The sequence below is a fragment of the Rhizobium sp. NFR12 genome (genome assembly GCF_900108545.1).
GTDB lineage: Bacteria > Pseudomonadota > Alphaproteobacteria > Rhizobiales > Rhizobiaceae > Neorhizobium > Neorhizobium soli.
Window position 1 is genome coordinate 86,115 of sequence record NZ_FNWM01000001.1, and the last position, 21,650, is coordinate 107,764.

A 21,650-nucleotide genomic window follows, 5' to 3' on the forward strand; every position below is an offset into this window, starting at 1 on the left:
GCAACGAGACGATCCCATGAACGCACCGATTGACTATAATCCGAAGCCCCGCCGCGCCACGGTTGCCGTCGATGTCGGCGGTGTGATCGTCGGTGGTGGTGCGCCTGTCGTCGTCCAGTCGATGACCAATACAGATACGGCGGATGTGGATGCGACCGTCGCCCAGGTCGCGGCCCTCTACAAGGCAGGCTCCGAGATCGTCCGCATCACCGTCGATCGCGACGAAAGCGCTGCCGCTGTGCCGAAGGTGCGCGAGCGTCTGCTGCGCCTCGGCCTCGACGTGCCGCTGATCGGCGATTTCCATTATATCGGCCACAAGCTTCTGGCCGATCATCCGGCCTGCGCCGAAGCGCTGGCAAAATACCGCATCAACCCGGGCAATGTCGGTTTCAAGGACAAGAAGGACAAGCAGTTCGGCGACATCATCGAGATGGCGATCCGCTACGACAAGCCTGTCCGCATCGGCGTCAACTGGGGTTCGCTCGACCAGGATCTTCTGACGACGCTGATGGACCGCAATTCCGAAGCCGGTTCGCCGCTATCGGCCCGCCAGGTGATGCATGAGGCGATCGTCCAGTCGGCGCTGATTTCGGCCGAGCTTGCAGAAAACATCGGCCTGCCGCGCAACCGGATCATTCTCTCCGCAAAAGTCAGCCAGGTGCAGGATCTCATTGCCTGCTATTCGATGCTGGCCGAGCGCTCCAACCACGCGCTGCATCTTGGCCTGACAGAGGCTGGCATGGGCACCAAGGGCATCGTCGCTTCGTCGGCTGCCATGGGTTATGTCCTGCAGCACGGGATCGGCGATACGATCCGTGTCTCGCTGACGCCGGAACCGAACGGTGACCGCACCCGCGAAGTGCAGGTTGCGCAGGAAATGCTGCAGGTCATGGGGTTCCGCCAGTTCATTCCGGTGGTCGCCGCCTGTCCCGGTTGCGGGCGCACCACGTCGACGGTGTTCCAGGAGCTTGCCCAGAACATCCAGAACGATATCCGCAAGAACATGCCGATCTGGCGCGAAAAGTATCCGGGCGTCGAAGCCCTGAACGTCGCCGTCATGGGCTGCATCGTCAACGGCCCCGGCGAAAGCAAGCATGCCGATATCGGCATCTCGCTGCCCGGCACTGGCGAGACGCCTGCCGCCCCGATCTTTATCGACGGTCAGAAGGCGATGACGCTGCGCGGCCCCAATATCGCTCAGGATTTCGAAAAGCTGGTGATCGATTACATCGAGAACCGCTTCGGCCAGAAAACCGCCGCCGAGTAAGCGTCATTCCCGGATAGGGATAATTCCTTATCCAGGCTGCCGCTGCCTCTCCTCGCTATTGCCGTATTTCATGGTAAATGAGGGGTACTACGGACGACGGGGAAACTGATTCATATGTTGAAAAAAATTGCTATCGTCGCAGCTTGCGCGACGTATCTCTCTGCCTGCACGACGACCGATCCCTATACGGGTCAGCAGAAAATGTCGAACACGGCTGGTGGCGCTGCCATCGGTGCCGGTCTCGGCGCGGTCGGCGGTCTGTTGATCGGCGGCGGCAACAAGGGCCGCAATGCGCTGATCGGCGCTGCGATCGGTGGCCTCGCCGGTGGCGCCATCGGCAATTACATGGACCGCCAGGAAGCCGAACTGCGCCAGCAGCTGCAGGGAACCGGCGTATCGGTGACCCGCAACGGCGACCGCATCATTCTAAACATGCCGTCGAACATCACCTTTGCCACCGATCAGGATCAGGTGATCCCGCCGTTCTATGCCACGCTCGATTCGGTTGCGATCGTGCTCAACAAGTTCGGCAAGACCTATATCGACGTCAACGGTCACACGGATTCGACCGGCAGCCTGCAGCACAACCAGGCGCTTTCGGAACGCCGTGCCGTCTCGGTCGCCAACTATCTCGGTGGTCGCGGCGTCGATCAGCGCCGTGTCTCGACCATGGGCTACGGCCCGTCGCAGCCGGTCGCTTCCAACGCCTCGCCGGATGGTCGCGCCCAGAACCGCCGCGTCGAAGTCGCGATCGCGCCGATCGAGCAGGGCTGAGTTCGGACAGATGTCGACGAGCCGGTCAGATCCGGCTCGTCAGCAGTTTCACGCCGGCAATGCTGTAGAAGACGGCCATCGTGCCTTCGATCCAGCGCCGCGCGGCCTTGTAGCCGCGAAGCGCGTGGCGGGTCGAAAACAGAACCGCATATCCGGTGAAGATGACCAGGCTCGAGCTCGAGCAGATGCCGACGATCAGCAGGATTGCCGAAGGCGGTGCATCCGCGGGCAGGCCGAGCGAAATGATCGCCAGCCAGCCGAAGATCGCTTTCGGATTGGTGACGTGGATGGCATAGCCGCGCAGCCAGAGTTGCCTTGCCGTATAGGATGTCCTGCTCTCGCTCGATGCGGTCTCGATATCCGGGGTCCGCGCCGAGCGGTATGCCTTCCAGGCGAGATAGATCAGATAGAGCCCGCCGAGAACCTTCATGATTTCGAGCGCGATCGCGTAGGTGCGCAGGACTGCGGCAAGCCCGAGTGCGGCAGCGCAGGCCCAGGTCAGCGAGCCGCAGAAGACGCCGAGTGCCAGGATCACCCCGTTGCGACGGCCATGCGAAATCGCCATCCCGATAATGGCGAAATTGGCAGGTCCGGGGCTTAGGACGGCGATGAGATAGGCGAGATAGGCTGGCCAGATATAGGGCAGGTAGGCGAATACATCCGGCACGCTTTACTCCTCGGGTCTGATCCGGGAGGCTTGCCTTTGTCCCGTCTCGTCAGTTCTGACGGCTGGCGATAAAGCGCGCCGTCTGCTGCAGAATAAATGCCTTTCCACCGTAGGGCGCAAGCAGGTCGACGGCCTCTGCCGTCAGCGCATCGAGCTTCTCTTCCGCCCAGTCTGTGCCATGCATGGCAACCAGCGTGCCCTTGCCGCGGGCGGCGTCCTTCCCGGTCGCCTTGCCCATGGTCTCGGCATCGGACGTGATGTCGAGAAGATCGTCGGCAAGCTGGAAGGCAAGACCGATGACCTGGCCGAATTTTCTGAGGCGCTGACGGTGTTCCACGTCTGCACCGGCGATGATCGCACCTGCCTCGCAGGCGAAACGGATCAGCGCGCCGGTCTTCATCGCCTGCAGCGTGGTGATGCCTGCCTCATCAGGTGCCGATTTCTCCGCAGCCAGATCGAGGGCCTGGCCACCCACCATGCCGCCGGAACCGGCGGCGCGGGCAAGGGCCAGAACAAGTTCCGTCTTTGCCCGGTCCGGAAGTTCCGTCTCCGGTGCGGCGATGATGTCGAAGGCGTAGGTCAGCAGGCTGTCGCCGGCAAGGATCGCGGTCGCCTCGTCGAATGCCCTGTGCACCGTCGGCTGGCCACGGCGAAGGTCGTCGTCGTCCATAGCGGGAAGGTCGTCGTGGATCAGCGAATAACAGTGGAGACATTCGAGCGCCGCGCCGATGCGCATGGCAGCCTGTTCGTTGCCATCAAGCAGAAGCGCACTTTCGCGCAGCAGAAACGGCCGCAGCCGCTTTCCGCCATTGAGCGAGCCGTGGCGCATCGCGGCCATCAGATGGGCCGGGCGCGTGACTTCGTCGGGCAACGTTTGATCCGAAAGAAGCGACACAAGCAGCGCCTCGGTGGCGACTGCGCTGTCTTTCAACCGGCTTTCGAATGCAGGATCGGTCGTGTTCATGCCGGGCTGTTTGGCATGAGGCGACGATACAGGCAATGTCGATTTACCAGCATTGCCGAAGTTTCAGCCGGTGGACTGGCCTTCGAAAGCGCCACCGGCTATGAAACTTTAAACGGGCGGGTAGAAGCACCTTGGATATCGCACCTGAACAGCATGCCGAAGAAGACGAACCCGTGAGGCCGGCGCGCCGTTTTCGCCTGCCTGCCACCACGTGGCTTCGCCGCGCCATCCTGTTCGTCATTGCGCTGGTCGTGCTGCCCTATCTCCTGATCCCGGTCTATGCGCTGCCGTTTACCCGGCCGGTGTCCACTCTCATGCTGTCGGAACTGTTTCTGCTGCGCGGCTATGACCGCCGCTGGGTTGATATCGAGGATATCTCGCCCAATCTCGTGCGGGCCGTGATGATGTCGGAGGACGGCCAGTACTGTTTCCATGGCGGTGTCGACTGGCGCCAGATGCGCGGCGTCGTGCAGGATGCGCTGGATGGCGAGGCAACGCGTGGCGCGAGCACCATTCCGATGCAGACGGCCAAGAACCTGTTCCTCTGGAACGGTCGCTCCTTCATCCGCAAGGGGCTGGAGCTTCCATTGGCGCTCACCCAAGATTTCCTCTGGCCAAAATGGCGGCTGATGGAGATCTATCTCAACGTCGCGGAATGGGGGCCCGGCATCTACGGGGCCGAAGCGGCCGCGCAGTATCATTTCAAAGTGCCAGCCGCCAAGCTGAGTGCCCGTCAGGCCGCGTTGCTCGCCGTCGCACTTCCCAATCCGCATACGCGGGTCGCCAGCAAGCCCGGCCGCGGAATGCAGCGGCTGGCGGGTGTCGTGGAACGGCGCGCCCGCGCATCCAGCGATTACATCAAATGCATTTATGGGTGACGTCAAAACTAAGCGTTAAACGTCCCTCATGTCATCTGTCAGTATCGACGCTGGCGTAAGAGCGCGTCGAGCACGCTTTGTGAGTGCGTTTACGCAGAAAGTGGACCGCCGATGGATGCCAGACTGATTTCGCCCGATCTCCTCAAATACTCGGCGACGCACAATCCAAAACCGCCGCCGCGGCTCGGAACGCGTTACGGACGGCGAGGCGGCTTTCTGCCCGAGCCCGGCAACACGATCGTCTGCCATCTGGAAAAAGGATCGGCAACGCAGGCGCTGCTTGTGTCGGCACGCGCGCGCTATCTCGAGATGCCGGAAGCTGAGCGTTTTCTTTTCACGCCGATCACCAGCCTGCACATGACGCTGTTCCAGGGTGTCATCGAGCATCGCCGCAAGCCTCGCTTCTGGCCGGACGATATGCCGCTCGAAACGCCGATCGAGGACATGACGGAAATCATGGCGGCTCGGCTCGAAGGTTTCTCGACGCTGGATCCGTTCCAGGTCACCGTGAAAAGCGCCAAGCCGTCGGGTCTCGTGGTCGAGGGGAGGTCCGAGAATGATTGCAGGGCGATGAAGGCCTGGCGCGATGCGCTGGCGCGGCTCCTCGGTTATCGCCATCCGGATCACGACGACTATGCGTTTCACATTACCTTTGCCTATGTGATCGAGCGCCTGTCGGATGCAGCGCTGCCGGCCTGGCAGGCGATGCTCGACGAGGTGACTGCTGAGATCAAGCGCGCGGTTCCTGTTCTGGAATTGCGGCCGCCGGCATTCTGCTCGTTCGAGGACATGAACCATTTCCACGAACTGATGATTTTCGATTCCGAGACCTGATGGAAATTGCGCCGATGGAAAAATTCGTCCTCTATATCGCAAATAAGAACTATTCGTCCTGGTCCTTCCGGCCCTGGATTGCGCTGACCGCGGCCGGCGTTCCTTTCGAGGAAGTGCTAATCCCGTTCGATTATCCGGCAGGCAATCCACGCTACAAGACGATCTCGCCCAATGCCCAGGTGCCGGTTCTGCATCATGGCGACGTGCGCGTCTGGCAGTCGCTGTCGATCATCGAATACGCAGCCGAGCTGTTTCCGGAAAGCGGGATCTGGCCGACGTCAGCTGCGGATCGTGCCGTCGCTCGCTCCATCTCGATGGAGATGCTGTCTGGCTTTCGGGCGCTGCGCAATGCCTGCCCGATGAATTTTCGCCGGCCGAAGCGCCGCATCGATCTCCCCGACGGGGTGATGGACGACGTCGCGCGGATCGAAACCATCTGGCGGGAACTGCGGGCAAAATCCGGCGGTCCGTTCCTGTTTGGCGACTTTACCGCAGCGGACGCGATGTTCGCGCCGGTCGTCAATCGCGTTGCGGTCTATGATCTGGTAGACGACGCCGAAACGCTTGCGTATATGGAAGCCATGACGTCGCATCCGGCCTGGCTTTCATGGCAGGAAGCGGCCCTTCAGGAGACAGCAATCGTCGAAGAAGACGAGGCCTGAGGTGTTTCGGCGGGGTTTGCGAAAAAATCCCGCCAATATCCCTGCAGGGACTGGTCAAGCGCCCGGTTGGCATGTATAAGCGCGCCAAATTTCCGAGATCGAGACATGGAATGTTCGGCCTCAGTTCCGGCCGGAAATCCCTGTTTTGCACGAAGTGGAGTAACGAAAATGGCTGTACCTAAAAGAAAAACGAGCCCGTCGAAGCGCGGTATGCGCCGCTCTGCTGACGCTCTCAAGACCCCGACATTTGTCGAGGACAAGAACTCCGGCGAACTGCGCCGTCCGCACCATATCGATCTCAAGACCGGTATGTACCGCGGCCGTCAGGTTCTGACGCCGAAGGAAAGCGCGTAAGCTTTTCTGATGATTGCTTGAAAGGCCGGCTTTGCCGGCCTTTTTTGTTGCGCGCTCGGTAAGGCGCCTTTCTTCCCGCAGCAGGTGCCGTTCAGGTGCTCATGCTGTCGAGACGACCCTGAAGCGCGCGGAGCTGCTCCTTCAGTTCGTCGATGTCCTTGGCTTCCGCCTTCTTGCCCGATGGTGGGGCGGACTGGTGCTGAGGCGGCGTCGCGGCACCGGCAAAGGGCGCGAACATCTGCATGGCCTGACGGAACATGTCCGTATTGCGCCGCACCTGTTCTTCCATCATCTGCATCGGAAGATGCAGGTTCTTGGCGATCGAGTTGTCACCGAACGCACTCGTCATCTGCTCACGCATCTGCAACTGCTGGTCCGTAAACGTCTTCATCGAGTGTTCGAGGAAGGTCGGCACCACCATCTGCATCTGATCACCGTAATAGGAAATCAGCTGTCGCAAGAAGGACACCGGCAGAAGCGTGTTTCCCGTCTTGGACTCCTGCTCGAAAATGATCTGGGTCAGAACCGAGTGCGTGATGTCCTCGCCCGTCTTGGCATCCTGAACCGTAAATACCTCGCCCTTCTTGACCATTTTCGCCAAGTCTTCGAGCGTCACGTAAGTGCTTGTTCCGGTGTTGTAGAGACGCCGGTTAGCGTATTTCTTGATCGTCACGTCACCTTCGGCCTTTGCCATGATTTCCCTCCACTTCGCCATTCGCGCGATTATTAGTGCTTGGCATCTTCTCCCGCCTCGAATGTAAGCTTAAATTGGCGCAACTGACAATCGATTTGTGCGCCGCGATGGATCACCATGCTGCGCAGCAAATCGATGAAAAACCGGGTTTTTCGGGCGAAAACCGGGCGTTTGACAGGGCGCTCAGGCTTTGCCAGTCTCGGTGCCAAGAAACGGAAAGAGGAGACATCATGTTCAATCCATCCATCGTTATCGCAGCCGCAGCACGAACGGCCGTCGGCTCGTTCAATGGCGCATTTGCGAACGTCCCCGCACACGAACTCGGTGGCGCGGTGATCAAGGAGGTGCTGGCGCGCGGTGGCGTGGAGGCGGGTGAAGTGGACGAGGTCATCATGGGCCAGGTCCTTCCTGCCGGCGAGGGACAGAACCCCGCCCGCCAGGCGGCGATGAAGGCCGGGGTGCCGCAGGAGGCGACGGCCTGGGGCGTCAACCAGCTCTGCGGTTCCGGTCTTCGTGCGGTCGCACTGGGCATGCAGCAGATCGCGCTCGGCGACGCCAAAATCATCGTCGCGGGAGGCCAGGAATCCATGTCGATGGCCCCGCATTGCGCGCACTTACGCGGCGGCGTGAAGATGGGTGATTTCAAGATGATCGATACGATGATCAAGGATGGCCTGACCGACGCGTTCTACGGCTATCACATGGGTATCACCGCTGAAAACATCGCCCGCCAGTGGCAGTTGTCGCGTGAGGAGCAGGATCAGTTCGCGGTGTCCTCGCAAAACAAAGCGGAGGCAGCGCAGGTTGCTGGCCGCTTCAGGGACGAGATCGTTCCGTTCCTGATCCAGACCCGAAAGGGCGATGTTCGCGTCGAGAACGACGAATACATCCGTGCCGGTGCGACTTTGGAGGGGATGGCGAAGCTTCGGCCGGCCTTCGACAAGGAAGGCACAGTGACTGCCGCCAACGCATCCGGCCTTAACGATGGCGCCGCCGCAGCGTTGCTGATGACGGAGGAAGAAGCCGGTCGTCGTGGCATTGCGCCGCTCGCGCGCATCGTCTCCTGGGCCACCGCCGGCGTCGATCCGCAGATCATGGGAACCGGCCCCATCCCGGCTTCGCGTCGCGCGCTGGAAAAAGCCGGTTGGAAAATCGGCGATGTGGATCTGATCGAAGCGAATGAGGCGTTTGCCGCACAGTCCTGCGCGGTCACGCGGGATCTGGGCCTCGATCCGTCGCTCGTCAACGTCAACGGCGGAGCGATCGCCATCGGTCACCCGATCGGTGCGTCGGGTGCGCGAATTCTCAATACGCTGCTGTTCGAAATGAAGCGCCGTGGCGCGAAAAAGGGGCTTGCGACGCTCTGCATCGGGGGCGGTATGGGCGTCGCCATGTGTCTGGAAGCGCTCTAGCACTGGGTGGCAGCTGCCCACGTTATCGGCGTGAGCAGCTCCGTTACGCTGACGGCGGCGACGGTATGAAAGGAAGTTTACATGGCGCGTATCGCGTTGATTTCAGGAGGCACGCGCGGCATCGGGGCTGCGATCAGCACTGCCATGAAAGCGGCAGGCTATTCGGTCGCCGCAAATTTTGCGGGCAATACCGAAAAGGCCGCTGAGTTCCACGAGGCGACGGGCATTCCGGTGTTCCAGTGGGACGTGTCGGATTACGATGCCTGCGTAAAGGGCATCGCTGAAGTCGAAACGCAGCTCGGGCCGATCGACGTCCTCGTCAACAATGCCGGCATCACCCGCGACGGCATGTTTCACAAGATCACGCCACAGCAGTGGAAGGAGGTCATTGATACCAACCTTTCCGGCCTGTTCAACATGACCCATCCGGTCTGGCCCGGCATGCGCGAGCGCGGCTTCGGCCGCATCATCAACATCTCCTCGATCAATGGCCAGAGGGGCCAGATGGGGCAGGTGAACTATTCCGCCGCCAAGGCGGGCGATCTCGGCTTTACCAAGGCACTGGCTCAAGAAGGGGCCTCGAAGAACATCACCGTCAATGCGATCTGCCCCGGCTATATCGGAACAGACATGGTGCGTGCCATCCCGCAAAAGGTGATGGACGAAAAGATCATCCCGCAGATCCCTGTCGGACGGTTGGGAGAGCCGGAAGAAATCGCCCGCTGCGTGCTGTTTCTAGCCTCTGAAGAAGCCGGATTCATTACCGGGTCTACGCTCAGCGCAAATGGCGGTCAGTATTTCGCCGGGTAAGCGGATACAAAAAAACCGGCGCCCATGGGACGCCGGTTTCTATTCTGCGACTAAACGCAGGACTTAGCGGCAACGCGCTTCGTATGTGCGGCCGTAACGATCGCGGTAGACGCAGTAACCGTTGCGCTTCTGCGATTCGCCGATAGCGGCGCCAACCAGACCACCGCCGACAGCGCCGACTGCAGCGCCACCCCAGCTGTTGGTCACAGCGCCACCGATAACGGCGCCGGAAGCAGCACCGATTGCGGTGCCCTTTTCAGTGGATGTGCAAGATGCGAGCATTCCGACGAGAGCGCCAACGAGCAAAACTTTTTTCATGTCAATTCCCTTCCCTTGATAACGTGCGGCTTCGCCGCTTTTAGATCCTGCCCATCAGCAGGAGGATGATGATAATCAGTACAACGAGGCCGAGACCGCCGGAAGGACCATAACCCCAGTTCCGGCTATGCCCCCAATTCGGCAGCGCGCCGATCAAAAGCAAAATCAGTACGATAAGTAGGATGGTTCCGAGCATAGGCTTGTACTCCGCTGACCTACCGGCTCGACATGTCCGGTTGGGATTGCCGAGAAAACGTAGCATGGGAACTTTTGTTCCACTCACCACTTGCTTGCCCGTGGGGTGTGGTTAACGGGTTACACTTTCGCCATGCGTCGAAAAGCCGGGTAATGTTCGAAACAGATCGGGAACGCTCCGGAATCTGCAATCGTCGCCGATTCGTTCACGTTTGTTCGAACGAAACTGGCTTGCGTATCGTACGCATGTTGATCCTGGAAATCGTGGTCTCGCCTTGTCGAGGATAACATATCGGCTTGCGTTTATCGTCGAGCATGGCCATCTGATAATGCGATTGCGTTTCCGTGGAGGATCGCATCGGCGGATAAGCAGGAACTGGCTTTGCATTCTCAGCCCATGATTCTCAGCGGCCGCGGCGTCACGGCCGTGCTAGGCCCCACCAATACCGGCAAGACCCATTATGCCATCGAGCGCATGGTTGCGCACGGTTCCGGCGTGATCGGTCTGCCCCTTCGCCTGCTTGCACGCGAGGTCTATACGCGTGTCGTGGAGAAGGTCGGTTATCACAATGTCGCGCTGATCACGGGCGAGGAAAAGATCACGCCGCATATGGCGCGCTTTTCCGTCTGCACCGTCGAGGCGATGCCGCGCGAGACAAAGGCCGCCTTCGTCGCCATCGACGAGGTACAGCTGGCCGGCGATCTCGAGCGCGGGCACATCTTCACCGACCGCATCCTGCATCTTCGCGGACGCGAGGAGACGTTGCTGCTGGGCGCCGGCACCATGCGGCCGATCCTCGAACGGCTGCTTCCCGGGATCACCGTGGTCGAACGGCCGCGTCTGTCGCAGTTGTTTTATGCCGGCCAGAAAAAGATCACCCGCCTGCCGCAGCGTTCCGCCATTGTCGCCTTCTCCGCTGAGGAGGTCTATGCGATCGCCGAACTGATCCGCCGCCAGCGCGGTGGTGCGGCCGTGGTGCTTGGCGCCTTGAGCCCGCGGACACGCAATGCACAGGTCGCTCTCTATCAGGAAGGCGATGTGGAATATCTGGTCGCAACCGATGCGATCGGCATGGGCCTCAATCTCGATGTGGATCACGTTGCCTTCGCTCAGGATCGCAAGTTCGACGGCTATCAGTTCCGCAACCTTAATCCGTCCGAACTGGCGCAGATTGCCGGGCGTGCCGGCCGCCATGTGCGCGACGGAACCTTCGGCGTGACCGGACAGGTCCAGCCTTTCGACGACGAACTGGTCGAGCGGATCGAGGGTCATCATTTCGAGCCGGTGAAAGTGCTGCAGTGGCGCACGAAAAGCGTCGACTATTCCTCGCTTGCCGCTTTGCGTGCCAGTCTCGACCGACCGCCGACCGTGGCAGGCCTTGCCCGCGCGCTTCCGGCAATCGATATCCAGGCGCTCGACTATCTTTCGCGCTACGCAGAAATCCGCGATACGGCGACAACGCCGGAGCGGGTCGAAAAACTGTGGGAGGCCTGCGCTCTGCCGGACTATCGGCGGATTGCCCCTGCGCAACACGCAGACCTCATTTCGACTCTTTTCTCGGATCTTGTGCGCTTCGGCACGGTGAACGAGCAATTCATGGCAGAACAGGTTCGCCGCGCCGACCGGACCGACGGAGAAATCGACACCCTGTCGGCCCGAATCGCGCAGATTCGTACCTGGACCTATGTTTCGAACCGCCCTGGCTGGCTTGCCGATCCGACACACTGGCAAGAAAAGACACGGGAAATCGAGGATAGGTTGTCGGACGCGTTACATGAACGGTTGACGAAACGCTTTGTTGATCGCAGGACATCTGTGCTCATGAAGCGCCTAAGAGAGAATGCGATGCTGGAAGCTGAAATCAGTGTGAATGGGGATGTCTTCGTCGAAGGCCATCATGTGGGGCAATTGGCTGGATTCCGATTCACGCCTATAGCCGGCACGGAGGGTCCAGATGCGAAGGCCGTCCAGGGTGCCGCGCAAAAGGCGCTTGCGCTGGAGTTCGAGGCACGCGCCGCGCGGCTTTATGCATCCGGCAACAACGACCTTGCTGTCGGCTCGGACGGTTCCGTGCGCTGGCTCGGCGAACCTGTCGGCCGGCTTGCGTCGAGCGACCATATCATGCGCCCGCGCCTGATCCTGCTTGCCGACGAGCAGTTGACCGGCAATGCCCGCGAACACGTCGTTGCGCGCATCGAGCGTTTCGTGAACCACCATATCGCGACCGTGCTGAAGCCGCTGGACGATCTGTCGCGCGCTGAAGACCTGCAGGGTCTCGCCAAGGGCCTGGCCTTCCAGCTGGTCGAAAACCTCGGCGTCATGTTCCGGCGCGATGTTGCCGAAGACGTGAAGACGCTCGATCAGGATGCGCGCGCTTCGATGCGCCGCTACGGCATCCGCTTCGGCGCCTACCATGTGTTCATGCCGGCGCTGCTGAAGCCTGCTCCGGCCGAGCTTATCACGCTTCTCTGGGCGCTGAAGAACGACGGCATCGACAAGCCGGGTTACGGCGATCTCATTCCGGCGCTTGCTGCCGGCCGCACATCGGTCGTCGCGGATCCTGCTTTCGAGCGTACCTTCTACAAGCTCGCCGGTTTCCGTTTCCTCGGCAAGCGTGCCGTTCGTATCGACATTCTCGAGCGTCTGGCTGATCTCATCCGTCCGCTGCTGCAGTGGAAGCCGGGCTCCAGCCCGCGTCCGGAAGGCGCCTATGACGGTCGCCGCTTCGTGACGACGACAGCCATGCTGTCGATCCTCGGCGCAACGCCTGACGATATGGAAGAAATTCTGAAAGGCCTCGGCTATCGCGCCGATGCCGTGAAGCCTGAAGAGGCGCAGGCATTCCTGGCTGGCCAGGAGCCAGCTGCGGCTGCCCCTGCCACGCCAACGGCTGCAGCAGACGAGGCCGCACCGACTGCCGAAGGCGATCAGGTCGAAGCAACTGAAGCAACCGAAGCTTCCGCTGAGGTTGCGGCGCCTGCCGAGGCTGCTGCTCCTGCAGAAGACGCTGCGAGTGAAGAAGCTGCGGCGCCTGACGTCGCCGCTTCCATGGAAGCTGAAACCGTTGAGGCACCTGCAACGGCCGAGCCGGACGCTCAGGCCGAGACAGCCGCCTCGACTGAATCTGCCGCTGCCGTCGAACCCGAAGAAGCAAAGCCTGTTCTCCTGTGGCGCCCGGGTGGCGGTCGCGAGAACAGCCAGCGCCAGGGTGGTCGGCCACAGCAGGGTGATCGCCGTGGTAACGGCCAGGGTCAGCGCAATGCCGGTGCTGCCTCAGCAGGCCGCACCCAGGAAGCCCGCCCCCAGGGCGAAGCCGCTCCCAAGGAAGGCCGTCGCGATGGTCGTCGGGATGGCGAGCGCCGTGACGGTGGTCGTCCGAACCGCGACAACAACAACCGTCGGCCTGAAAACCGGGGCGATCGTCCCGAGCGCGGAGATCGTAACGATCGTCCGGACCGTAACAAGGGACCGCAGCCCGCTCGCTTTGAGGCCAAGCCACCGCGCAAGGAAAAGCCGATCGATCCGGATTCGCCCTTTGCCAAGCTTGCTGCTCTCAAGGAGCAGATGAAGAAGTAGGCGAATGGTTGAAAAAGAGCTGCATGCAGGTTCGCGACAGCGCATCGACAAGTGGCTCTTTTTCGCGCGCATGGCAAAGTCACGCTCCATCGCGCAGTCGCTGATCCAGTCCAACTGCATCCGCATAAACGGTGCGCTGGTTTCTCAACCGAGCTATCAGGTCAAGACCGGGGACCGCCTCGACATCAAGCTGGAACGGCGCGATGTGGTTCTGGTCGTCAAGTCCGGTGGTGATCGGCGGGGTCCATTTGAAGAGGCGCGGCTTCTCTACGAAGATCTGACGCCGCCTCCGGAGGAACGCCAGAAGTTGACGGCGTTCGAGCAGGCGCAACGCCTGCCGGGCTCCGGGCGTCCGACGAAGAAGGAAAGGCGTGAGACCGAACGCCTGTTTCCCGAAGCGGGCGAAAACTAGGTTTAGAAAATCCGCCCCCAAGACCCGGTTTTTACGCACGGTTTATTCTTGCGCAGTTGCAGCAAAGGCATTAGGTGACACTCGAAAAGCATGACTTCCTTTAGTGCTGAAGTCTGCCGGCTTTTCGCCTGCCGCACCTTTCGTCGGCAGCATGCCGCAATCTGCGATATTCGGAGTTTCGCATGACATTCGTCGTGACAGACAATTGCATCCGCTGCAAATACACAGACTGTGTCGAAGTGTGCCCGGTCGATTGCTTCTACGAAGGTGAGAACTTTCTGGTCATTCACCCGGACGAATGCATCGATTGCGGCGTCTGCGAGCCTGAATGTCCGGCTGAGGCCATCAAGCCTGACACGGAACCAGGTCTCGACAAGTGGCTGAAGGTGAACTCCGACTTCGCGCAGATCTGGCCGAACATTACCGTGAAGCGGGATCCGCTTCCGGAGGCCAAGGAAATGGACGGCGAAGAAGGCAAGTATGAAAAGTACTTCTCGGCGGAGCCAGGTTCCGGCGATTAAACCTGGATGGTGACGGTGCGCCCGTCACCCGCTCGAATCAGCTGTCTTTTGGTTGGGCACTGTCCGACTGTCACGCGGCTTGCAAGAATAAAAGCAAATTATTGATTTCCGCACTTTTTTGTGGTAGAGCTTACTCACTGTTCCACAAGGTGGCACTCGCGTGCCCGAAAAACATCACGAAAGAAACAGATCGCTCCCCGCGTTCCCCGTGACATTGCAACACTTTGATGTTGTCGTCGCCGTTTCGCGAGTTGGTCTGTTTTTGCGCGCGTTGTCGGATCAGTATGGAGTGACCCGACGGTTTCCCCCGTCTCATCCGGGCCTGACAGACCCGGTTTCCCCAGACCCGATAAAACGGGTGAGTCAAAGGGAGTTTGTGAATCGAATGACGACCCAACTGAAAAAGAATTCTCCCGCACGCCAGGGCTTTAGAACTGGTGAATCGATTGTTTATCCTGCGCATGGCGTCGGCACGATCACCTCTATCGAAGAACAGGAAGTCGCGGGCATGAAGCTCGAGCTTTTCGTGATCGATTTTGAAAAGGACAAAATGCGCCTGAAGGTTCCGGTCGCCAAGGCCTTGAGCATCGGCATGCGCAAGCTCTCCGAGACGGATTTCGTCGAACGTGCATTGAAGGTGGTCCAGGGCAAGGCCCGCGTGAAGCGCACGATGTGGTCGCGTCGCGCACAGGAATATGATGCCAAGATCAATTCCGGTGATCTGATCTCCATTGCAGAAGTGGTGCGCGATCTTTTCCGCGCCGAAAACCAGCCCGAGCAGTCTTATTCCGAGCGTCAGCTGTATGAAGCGGCGCTGGATCGCATGGCGCGCGAAATTGCCGCCGTCAACAAGATGTCCGATACGGAAGCCGTTCGCCTGATCGAGGTCAACCTTGCCAAGGGTCCCAAGCGCGGCAAGACAGTCGAGGAAGATGAAGCTCAGGAAGAAGAAGCAGCCTGATTTGTCTCTGAAAGACAACACCAAAAACCCGGCCTAGTGCCGGGTTTTTTGTTGGAACCTTTACAACACAAGCGCGTTAACCCGCCGGAACGGCGAATTTAATGCTGCATCGTGCTGCGTGTTCTCCGTCCTAACCAATAGCGGGGCGATTGCCTAACCGGTCCAAGACCTCCGCGAGACACTTGAGGGACATCGGCAGAAATTCGCAAAAATCAAGGCTGAAATATCGGTAATCCCGCAATTCAGCGTTTTTTTTGGTTCTGCCCTTTGTCGATCACGGCACCACGGAGAACACTATGACAGCCATGTCCGCAGACCGCACAATGATCAAGATAGCGATGTCGGCTCCGTATCTCGCCCGCGAGGAAGAGCGTGATCTGGCAATCCGTTGGAAAGACCGCCAGGATCAGGGCGCTCGAAACCAGATTGCACTCGCCCACATGCGTCTCGTCATCGCGATGGCGTCGAAATTCCGTGGGTTCGGTCTACCCATGAGCGATCTCGTTCAGGAAGGTTATGTGGGATTGCTCGAGGCTGCGGCAAGGTTCGAACCGGCCCGCGATGTCCGCTTTTCCACATACGCCAGCTGGTGGATCCGTGCCTCCATGCAGGACTATATCCTGCGCAACTGGTCGATCGTTCGCGGTGGTACGAGTTCAGCCCAGAAGGCGCTGTTCTTCAATCTGCGCCGCCTGCGCGCAAAACTTGCCCGCGGCGACTCCAACCTCACGGCCCAGGCCATCCATGAGGAAATTGCCGTCGCACTCGGCGTCAGCGTTTCCGACGTGCAGACAATGGATGCCCGTCTCTCCGGCAATGACTCGTCGCTCCAGGCTCCAACGATTTCCGGTGATGCCGACAGTGGCGAACGCCTCGACATGCTGGCCAGCGGCGAACCACTGCCGGACGAACAGGTTTCGGGCATGATTGATGGCGAGCGTCGCCTGAAATGGCTGCAGGGTGCCCTCACCAAGCTCAACGACCGCGAAAAGATGATCATCCGCGCCCGCAGGCTGACGGATGACGGTGCGACGCTGGAAGCGCTGGGTGCCAAGCTCGGAATTTCCAAGGAGCGTGTGCGGCAGATCGAAAGCCGCGCGATCGAGAAGCTGAAGTCGGCACTCGTCACCGCAAATCCGCAGATGGCGCTTGTGTCCTAAACACACTGTGCCCGCGCCGCTCTGGCGGTCGCGACATCTCGATACGATGCTTTAAAGCGCGCAGGCCCTTGAAACGGCCTTCGCGCTTTGAAGCTTTTATACAAGCCTCATTCGGAAATGATTTTGACCTTTTGGCCCGGTGACAATGTCGCGCCGACCGGAATGGCGTTGATCAGCTTGAACAGGTCCAGCTTGCGGTCGGTGCCCATCATCCGGCTCGACAGCGATGCCATCGTGTCCTGCGGCCCAACGCTCACGACGCGAACGCGGAGCGGCTTCAGCGACGCGATTTCAGGCTGTGTCATGCGGCGGAAACTGTTGCGCAGGATCTGTGCGGTCGTGTCGAGCGCGGGACTGCCCTTCGGAACCGCGGTCAGGAACCGGAAGATCTGGTCGTTGACCTTGATCACGGTCACGTCGAAATCCCAGCGTTCGGCGGATGCGCGTGCGGTCGCGGCCGGGAGGCCGTTGACGGTCGTCTCGCGCACGGTTTCCGGCTGAAGCCCGGCCACCCAGCCGCTGGTCAGATAGTTGGGCAAGCTGCTGGTGTCGCCAGCGGCGACGCCGTCGAAACGGATCGCGGTTTCGCCAGGTCCTGTCGCGAGAACCGCTTCCACCTTGTTGTCGATGCGGAAGTCCGGCGGAACGTCGAAGCGTATTCCAAGGCCCCCGTGCAGGAAGGTCTGGCCGCGGACATAACCCTCCTGGGGGCTGTCGCCATAGAGAAGACCATCGATGCCGGCGAGGAAATAGTCGCGACCCTTATCGCCAACGCCTTCCTGGCCGAAATTGCGGGCATGCCGGCGGGCCAGATCGACGCGCTGCGCGGAATTCGGGTGGCTGGACAGGAAGTCCAGGCTCTGGTCGCTGTCGGGATCAACCGCCGAGTAGCGCGCATAGGCCGCCATCGAATCGAGGAAGCGCGCAGCGGCGTAAGGGTCGTAGCCAGCTTCGCCCAGCATCCGCACACCGATCACGTCCGCCTGCAGTTCCTGCTGGCGCGAAAACGCTGCAAGTCTCAGCTTGCCGCGGGCAAGCGCCTGCTTGCCGGCGATGTCGCTCGACAGAACTTCGGCGACGACCCGGCTGGCGATCACCTCGGCTTCTTCGCGCCGCTGGCGTTCGATGCCGTGGTTGGCGGTGACGTGGCCCATCTCGTGCGACAGCACGGCCGCGACTTCCGAAGCGTCGTTGGCGAGCGCCAGCAATCCGCGGGTGACATAGAGATAGCCACCGGGCAGGGCGAAGGCGTTGATCGCCGGGGAATTGAGGATAGTGATCCGGAAGGACTGCGTCGGATTTTCCGAAACGGCGGTCAGGGCGCCGGCAATCCGGGCGACCAGCCGTTCGGTCTTGGCGTCACGATATTCGCCGCCATAGCTTGCCACGATACGGGGATGCTCGCGTGCACCCATCTGCGCCCGCGGATCGTTCTTCTGAACCTCGTCGACGATCTGCGGCGAGTCTGATGGAGAAACATTCGGCGTGTAGGCCTGATCGAACACGGACTGGCAGCCTGCGAGTGCTGCACTTGCGAGCAACACGACGGCAAAGCGTCTCCAACGGCGCGGTGCGCTGGTCTGCCCGGTCCTGCCGGGTGTCGCGTCCTCGCGTGTTTTGATCCGTGTCTTCTGCACCGTCAGTCCTGTTCACCTTCGCTTCGTACCGATTTTCGCATCGCATGCACAGATAAAAGAGATAGGTTCAGCCGGCGCGTTTGCAATTGACTTCTGATAAACCAAGGCGATGACATCGCCGCAAGACCAAATTGTGGCACTGCGATAACGTTGGTTTTCGCCTGTCTCTATTCGTGACGACGCTCCGTCGACTGGCCTCTATCGGGCGTAGGGAATAGCCGTGTTTGCGGCGGAGTTGACGATGGTACCATCGCCGACGGCGACCACCACGTCGGCAAGCTTCTGAACCTCGGCGCGGTCGTGGCTGACGATCACCACCGTATTGCCGGTTTCGCGGTGCAGGTCCAGAAGCAGCGACGCCATCGACGACCTAAGTTCAGGATCAAGCGCCGCAAACGGCTCGTCCATCAAAAGGACGGTTCTCTTTCGCACCAGCACCCGCGCGAAGGCAGCGCGCTGCCTCTCGCCGCCGGACAGCGTTCCCGGTTTGCGCGTCTCGAATCCTGCAAGCCCGACACGCTCGAGTGACTGCGAAATTCTCGCCCTGTCCTCACGCGAAAGCTTGAGGGACGGATCGACGCCGAGGCCGATATTGGTGACGAGGTCGAGATGGGCGAAGAGATTGTTGTCCTGGAACACCAGCGAGATCGGCCGCTGCGAGGGGTGTGCGCGGGTCACGTCCTCGCCCGCGATCAGGATGCGGCCGGACGCCGGTATCTCGAAGCCCGCGATGAGGTTCAAGAGGGTCGATTTTCCGGAGCCCGACGGCCCGGTCACGGCGGTAATCGCGCCGTCGCTCATGGCGATATCGAAGCTGAACCGTTTGCTGCCGAGTTGCAACGCAGTCTTTTCCAGGCGAATGCCATCAGCCATCGTATCCCTTTCGCCGGCTCAGACTTCCAAGCATCGTCAGCGCCAGACATATCATCCCGAGAAGCAGGGCAAGCCCATCGGCGTCGTTGGTTCGGTAGCTCGACAGCCTGCTGTAGACGAGCCAAGGCAGGGTCGTTAGTTCCGAGGATCCGAACAGTGCCACAGCACCAAGGTCGCCGAGCGAGAGCGCCATGGCAAACGACAGTGCCGTAAGGATTGGACCGATCAGGAAGGGCAGGTCGATCCGCCGCAGTCTCGAAAAGCCTGAAATGCCGAGGCTCGCTGCCAGCCGTGCCGTCTGCCGCCGATGATCCTCGATCGCCGGTTCCAGCACCCGCATCACGAAGGGCAGCGCCATCAGCATGTTGATGACGGCGACCAGTGCCGGGGCAAACCGCGAGACATCGCCAAACGGGCGAAGCAGCAGGAACCAGCCGGTCCCGATCACGACCGGCGGCACCAGTAGCACCAGCGACGACGTTGCGCCAAGCATTGCCGCCAGTCCACGTGCCAGCATGCCGGGATGACGGAGGTCTCTCATGGCAATGCGCGCATGGATGATCGCCAGAGCCACGCTGACGGCCAGCAGCCCTGACAAGAGCGCGATCGACAGGCTTGTATAGGCGGCGTTGAGGAAGGCGGGGCTGGAGGCCAGCCGCCAGAGATCGGCCTTGATGCCGGCTAGGAAGATCGAGGCAAGCGGCAGGACGAGAAACAGCGTCGTGGCAAGGATGGTCGAGCCGTCCCACAGCCTTGCGCCCCATGTGCGTCCATCGAAGCGGCGGGTGGCGCGGCCGGCAGTTACATGCGTGCCGTCGGGGGCGGGGAGAAACGCGAGTGCGGCGAGGATCAGGCCCGTCACGGCGATCTGCAGTACCGCCAGTCCGATGGCACGCGGCGGATCGAAATCGAAGCGCAGCGACTGGTAGATCGCCACTTCCAGCGTCGTCGCCGCCGGCCCGCCGCCCAGAATCAGGACCAGCGTGAAACTGGTGGCGCAGAGCATGAAGATCAGCCCGGCAATGCCCGGCACGACCCGGATGAGAGCGGGCCCCTCGATGAAACGGAAGATCGACAACGGCTTCATGCCGAGGCTGGTGGAGAGCAGCCAGTATTCCGCAGGCTGCCGCTCGAGCGCCACGAGAAACAGGCGGGCGGCCAGCGGCAGGTTGAAGAAGACATGGGCGAGGAGAATACCGGTCAGGCCGTAAATGCTGATCGGCTGCTCAAGCCCCAATGTCGAGAGGAAACTATTGACCGCGCCCTGGCGCCCCCAGATGCCGATCAGACCCAGCGCACCGATCAGAACCGGCAGACCCATCGGCAACGCCATCAGCCGCACGATCCAGATACGGCCGATGAAATGCGGCCGTCTTGCCAGTGACAGCGCCACGGGAAGGGCAAGGCATACGGAGAACAAGGTCGATAGCGCCGCTTGCCACAGAGTGAACTGCAGGATGCGGCCGGTATAGGCCGAGAACAATCGCCCCTGCGTTTCAGGGGCGTCCCAGGACAGCAGGGCCGAGACCGCGATGCCGACGAAAAGCGCGATCGCGCCGAGGCTTATCACCCCGCCCGAAATCCCCCGTCTTCGCTCGGCAGCGGTCAGCAGCATGCCCGGTTCAGCCGATCAGTTCATGCTCATGGCGTTGAGCCATTCGTCGATCCATGCCTGGCGGTTCTTCGCGACTTCGTCAGATCCCATCAGGAATGTCTTTTCCGGCTGAACCAGCTTGCCGAAAGCGTCTGGCAGCGGTTGCGACGTCTTCGTCACCGGCATCATCCAGTTGGTAGTGGGGATCACGTCCTGAAAACCCTGCGACACCATGAATTTGAGGAAGTCACGGGCGAGATCCTTGTCACGGGAGCCCTTCAGCATGCCGGCCACTTCGATCTGCACGTAATGGCCCTCGGAAAACGCGGCCGCCTGGTAACGGTTCTCGTTCTCCTCCACCATGTGATAGGCAGGCGAGGTCGTATAGGACAGCACCATCGGCACTTCGCCCTTGGTAAACAGGCCGTAGGCTTCCGACCAACCGGGCGTGACGGTCAGGATGCGGCCCTTCAGCTTTGCCCAGGCTTCCGGCGCCTTGTCGCCATAGACTGATTTCATCCACAAAAGCAGGCCGAGGCCGGGTGTCGAGGTGCGCGGATCTTCGATCGCGATCTTCTGCGAAGGATCGCCCTCCACCAGTTCCTTCAGGCTCCTCGGCGGGTTCTTGATGGTTTTCGTGTCGTAGACGACGGCGAAATGACCGTAGTCATAGGGCAGGAACGTATCGTCGGCGTAATTGCCGGGAACGCTGATCCCGCCATTGCCGGAGGATGCCTGCAGTCCATGCGGTTCGAATAGGCCGGTCGCCTTCGCCTCCGAAATCAGGTTGGTGTCGAGCCCGAGCGCGATATCGGCCTTGGTCGTCTCACCCTCCAGCTTCAGCCGGGTCAGAAGTGCGACGCCATCGGCGACAGCCACGAATTCGACCTTGCAGGCGCAGGTCTTTTCGAAAGCCGCCTTCACCTTGGGGCCGGGGCCCCAGTCGGCGGTGAAGCTTTCATAGGTGTAGATGGTCAGCACCTTGTCCTCGGCCCTTGCGGCCGGCGACAGGATGATGGTGGCCGAAGCCACGGTGAGCGATAGCAAGAGTTTGCGCATCAACGCCTCCTTCAAAATCAATCTACA

General features: G+C 60.8%; 21 protein-coding genes and 1 pseudogene. 13 read left to right on the forward strand and 9 right to left on the reverse strand.

Going from position 1 to position 21,650, the window contains the following annotated elements; translation table 11 throughout:
- Positions 1–16 precede the first annotated feature (16 nt).
- Entirely contained in the window at positions 17–1,267 is a 1,251-nt protein-coding gene (ispG, locus tag BLW69_RS00345) for a flavodoxin-dependent (E)-4-hydroxy-3-methylbut-2-enyl-diphosphate synthase (RefSeq protein ID WP_092659210.1), read from the forward strand.
- 114 nt (positions 1,268–1,381) lie between these two features.
- Positions 1,382–2,041 carry a YiaD family glycine zipper/OmpA-like lipoprotein gene (locus BLW69_RS00350; protein ID WP_062462176.1) on the forward strand — a complete coding sequence of 220 codons (660 nt, stop codon included), beginning with the start codon at positions 1,382–1,384 and terminating at the stop codon, positions 2,039–2,041.
- Between the two features lie 25 nt (positions 2,042–2,066).
- Here the strand turns inward: BLW69_RS00350 and BLW69_RS00355 are convergent, their stop codons facing one another.
- Both BLW69_RS00355 and BLW69_RS00360 read right to left on the reverse strand, forming a co-directional pair.
- On the reverse strand, positions 2,067–2,708 hold the full coding sequence (locus BLW69_RS00355) for a LysE family translocator (RefSeq protein WP_092659212.1): 642 nt from the start codon (positions 2,706–2,708) through the stop codon (positions 2,067–2,069).
- A gap of 49 nt (positions 2,709–2,757) precedes the next feature.
- Positions 2,758–3,672, reverse strand: a complete 915-nt coding sequence (locus tag BLW69_RS00360; RefSeq protein ID WP_092659214.1) for a polyprenyl synthetase family protein — start codon at positions 3,670–3,672, stop codon at positions 2,758–2,760.
- Positions 3,673–3,887: 215 nt separating this feature from the next.
- On the opposite strand from BLW69_RS00360, the pseudogene mtgA reads away from it, so the two are divergent.
- The 4 genes and pseudogenes from mtgA to rpmF all read left to right on the forward strand — a co-directional run.
- Positions 3,888–4,550 (forward strand): annotated as a pseudogene (gene mtgA, locus BLW69_RS00365) (monofunctional biosynthetic peptidoglycan transglycosylase); the annotation flags it as partial.
- Between the two features lie 111 nt (positions 4,551–4,661).
- Positions 4,662–5,384 carry a DUF1868 domain-containing protein gene (locus BLW69_RS00370; RefSeq protein WP_092659218.1) on the forward strand — a complete coding sequence of 241 codons (723 nt, stop codon included), beginning with the start codon at positions 4,662–4,664 and terminating at the stop codon, positions 5,382–5,384.
- A gap of 14 nt (positions 5,385–5,398) precedes the next feature.
- Complete coding sequence (locus BLW69_RS00375; RefSeq protein ID WP_092660915.1) at positions 5,399–6,046, forward strand: glutathione S-transferase family protein; 648 nt, start codon at positions 5,399–5,401, stop codon at positions 6,044–6,046.
- Positions 6,047–6,214: 168 nt separating this feature from the next.
- Complete coding sequence (gene rpmF / locus BLW69_RS00380) at positions 6,215–6,400, forward strand: 50S ribosomal protein L32 (protein WP_062462189.1); 186 nt, start codon at positions 6,215–6,217, stop codon at positions 6,398–6,400.
- Between the two features lie 91 nt (positions 6,401–6,491).
- Here the strand turns inward: rpmF and phaR are convergent, their stop codons facing one another.
- Positions 6,492–7,094 carry a polyhydroxyalkanoate synthesis repressor PhaR gene (phaR, locus tag BLW69_RS00385; protein WP_092660917.1) on the reverse strand — a complete coding sequence of 201 codons (603 nt, stop codon included), beginning with the start codon at positions 7,092–7,094 and terminating at the stop codon, positions 6,492–6,494.
- Between the two features lie 230 nt (positions 7,095–7,324).
- Here phaR and BLW69_RS00390 point away from each other — a divergent pair, with 230 nt between their 5' ends.
- Together BLW69_RS00390 and BLW69_RS00395 are read left to right on the forward strand one after the other, a co-directional pair.
- Positions 7,325–8,506, forward strand: a complete 1,182-nt coding sequence (locus BLW69_RS00390) for an acetyl-CoA C-acetyltransferase (RefSeq protein ID WP_092659220.1) — start codon at positions 7,325–7,327, stop codon at positions 8,504–8,506.
- 81 nt (positions 8,507–8,587) lie between these two features.
- Positions 8,588–9,316 (forward strand): beta-ketoacyl-ACP reductase, encoded by a 729-nt coding sequence (locus BLW69_RS00395; protein WP_092659222.1) that lies wholly within the window; start codon positions 8,588–8,590, stop codon positions 9,314–9,316.
- A gap of 63 nt (positions 9,317–9,379) precedes the next feature.
- Here BLW69_RS00395 and BLW69_RS00400 read toward each other — a convergent pair whose 3' ends face one another.
- Together BLW69_RS00400 and BLW69_RS00405 are read right to left on the reverse strand one after the other, a co-directional pair.
- A complete protein-coding gene (locus BLW69_RS00400) occupies positions 9,380–9,634 on the reverse strand; it encodes a YMGG-like glycine zipper-containing protein (RefSeq protein WP_062462199.1) in 255 nt (84 codons plus the stop codon).
- Positions 9,635–9,674: 40 nt separating this feature from the next.
- Positions 9,675–9,830, reverse strand: a complete 156-nt coding sequence (locus BLW69_RS00405) for a DUF3309 family protein (RefSeq protein WP_082471964.1) — start codon at positions 9,828–9,830, stop codon at positions 9,675–9,677.
- Between the two features lie 375 nt (positions 9,831–10,205).
- Between BLW69_RS00405 and BLW69_RS00410 the strand changes: the two genes are divergently transcribed.
- The 5 genes from BLW69_RS00410 to BLW69_RS00430 all read left to right on the forward strand — a co-directional run bounded on the left by BLW69_RS00410 (position 10,206) and on the right by BLW69_RS00430 (position 16,460).
- Complete coding sequence (locus tag BLW69_RS00410; RefSeq protein WP_092659224.1) at positions 10,206–13,406, forward strand: helicase-related protein; 3,201 nt, start codon at positions 10,206–10,208, stop codon at positions 13,404–13,406.
- Positions 13,407–13,410: 4 nt separating this feature from the next.
- Complete coding sequence (locus BLW69_RS00415; protein WP_062462206.1) at positions 13,411–13,818, forward strand: RNA-binding S4 domain-containing protein; 408 nt, start codon at positions 13,411–13,413, stop codon at positions 13,816–13,818.
- Positions 13,819–14,000: 182 nt separating this feature from the next.
- Entirely contained in the window at positions 14,001–14,339 is a 339-nt protein-coding gene (gene fdxA / locus BLW69_RS00420; protein ID WP_062462209.1) for a ferredoxin FdxA, read from the forward strand.
- Between the two features lie 385 nt (positions 14,340–14,724).
- Complete coding sequence (locus tag BLW69_RS00425) at positions 14,725–15,300, forward strand: CarD family transcriptional regulator (RefSeq protein WP_062462212.1); 576 nt, start codon at positions 14,725–14,727, stop codon at positions 15,298–15,300.
- Between the two features lie 296 nt (positions 15,301–15,596).
- Entirely contained in the window at positions 15,597–16,460 is an 864-nt protein-coding gene (locus BLW69_RS00430; protein ID WP_062462213.1) for an RNA polymerase factor sigma-32, read from the forward strand.
- A 107-nt stretch (positions 16,461–16,567) separates the two neighbouring features.
- Here the strand turns inward: BLW69_RS00430 and BLW69_RS00435 are convergent, their stop codons facing one another.
- The 4 genes from BLW69_RS00435 to thiB form a co-directional block, all read right to left on the reverse strand.
- Positions 16,568–18,004, reverse strand: coding sequence for a M48 family metalloprotease (locus BLW69_RS00435; protein WP_244508760.1), 1,437 nt, complete (start codon positions 18,002–18,004; stop codon positions 16,568–16,570).
- Between the two features lie 291 nt (positions 18,005–18,295).
- A complete protein-coding gene (locus BLW69_RS00440; protein ID WP_092659226.1) occupies positions 18,296–18,970 on the reverse strand; it encodes a thiamine ABC transporter ATP-binding protein in 675 nt (224 codons plus the stop codon).
- On the reverse strand, positions 18,963–20,585 hold the full coding sequence (gene thiP, locus BLW69_RS00445) for a thiamine/thiamine pyrophosphate ABC transporter permease ThiP (protein ID WP_092659227.1): 1,623 nt from the start codon (positions 20,583–20,585) through the stop codon (positions 18,963–18,965). Before thiP ends, BLW69_RS00440 begins: the two co-directional genes overlap by 8 nt.
- Before the next feature lie 15 nt (positions 20,586–20,600).
- Positions 20,601–21,638, reverse strand: a complete 1,038-nt coding sequence (gene thiB, locus BLW69_RS00450; protein ID WP_175487234.1) for a thiamine ABC transporter substrate binding subunit — start codon at positions 21,636–21,638, stop codon at positions 20,601–20,603.
- Positions 21,639–21,650 lie beyond the last annotated feature (12 nt).

Bases quoted from the DNA above. Each gene is read 5' to 3' on its own strand.
- rpmF (WP_062462189.1), top strand. From the start codon at position 6,215: ATGGCTGTACCTAAAAGAAAAACGAGCCCGTCGAAGCGCGGTATGCGC.
- BLW69_RS00430 (WP_062462213.1), top strand. From the start codon at position 15,597: ATGACAGCCATGTCCGCAGACCGCACAATGATCAAGATAGCGATGTCG.
- ispG (WP_092659210.1), top strand. From the start codon at position 17: ATGAACGCACCGATTGACTATAATCCGAAGCCCCGCCGCGCCACGGTT.
- BLW69_RS00360 (WP_092659214.1), bottom strand. From the start codon at position 3,672: ATGAACACGACCGATCCTGCATTCGAAAGCCGGTTGAAAGACAGCGCA.
- BLW69_RS00400 (WP_062462199.1), bottom strand. From the start codon at position 9,634: ATGAAAAAAGTTTTGCTCGTTGGCGCTCTCGTCGGAATGCTCGCATCT.
- BLW69_RS00440 (WP_092659226.1), bottom strand. From the start codon at position 18,970: ATGGCTGATGGCATTCGCCTGGAAAAGACTGCGTTGCAACTCGGCAGC.
- phaR (WP_092660917.1), bottom strand. From the start codon at position 7,094: ATGGCAAAGGCCGAAGGTGACGTGACGATCAAGAAATACGCTAACCGG.
- BLW69_RS00415 (WP_062462206.1), top strand. From the start codon at position 13,411: ATGGTTGAAAAAGAGCTGCATGCAGGTTCGCGACAGCGCATCGACAAG.
- BLW69_RS00425 (WP_062462212.1), top strand. From the start codon at position 14,725: ATGACGACCCAACTGAAAAAGAATTCTCCCGCACGCCAGGGCTTTAGA.
- BLW69_RS00350 (WP_062462176.1), top strand. From the start codon at position 1,382: ATGTTGAAAAAAATTGCTATCGTCGCAGCTTGCGCGACGTATCTCTCT.
- BLW69_RS00390 (WP_092659220.1), top strand. From the start codon at position 7,325: ATGTTCAATCCATCCATCGTTATCGCAGCCGCAGCACGAACGGCCGTC.
- BLW69_RS00375 (WP_092660915.1), top strand. From the start codon at position 5,399: ATGGAAAAATTCGTCCTCTATATCGCAAATAAGAACTATTCGTCCTGG.
- BLW69_RS00405 (WP_082471964.1), bottom strand. From the start codon at position 9,830: ATGCTCGGAACCATCCTACTTATCGTACTGATTTTGCTTTTGATCGGC.
- fdxA (WP_062462209.1), top strand. From the start codon at position 14,001: ATGACATTCGTCGTGACAGACAATTGCATCCGCTGCAAATACACAGAC.
- BLW69_RS00370 (WP_092659218.1), top strand. From the start codon at position 4,662: ATGGATGCCAGACTGATTTCGCCCGATCTCCTCAAATACTCGGCGACG.
- thiP (WP_092659227.1), bottom strand. From the start codon at position 20,585: ATGCTGCTGACCGCTGCCGAGCGAAGACGGGGGATTTCGGGCGGGGTG.
- BLW69_RS00395 (WP_092659222.1), top strand. From the start codon at position 8,588: ATGGCGCGTATCGCGTTGATTTCAGGAGGCACGCGCGGCATCGGGGCT.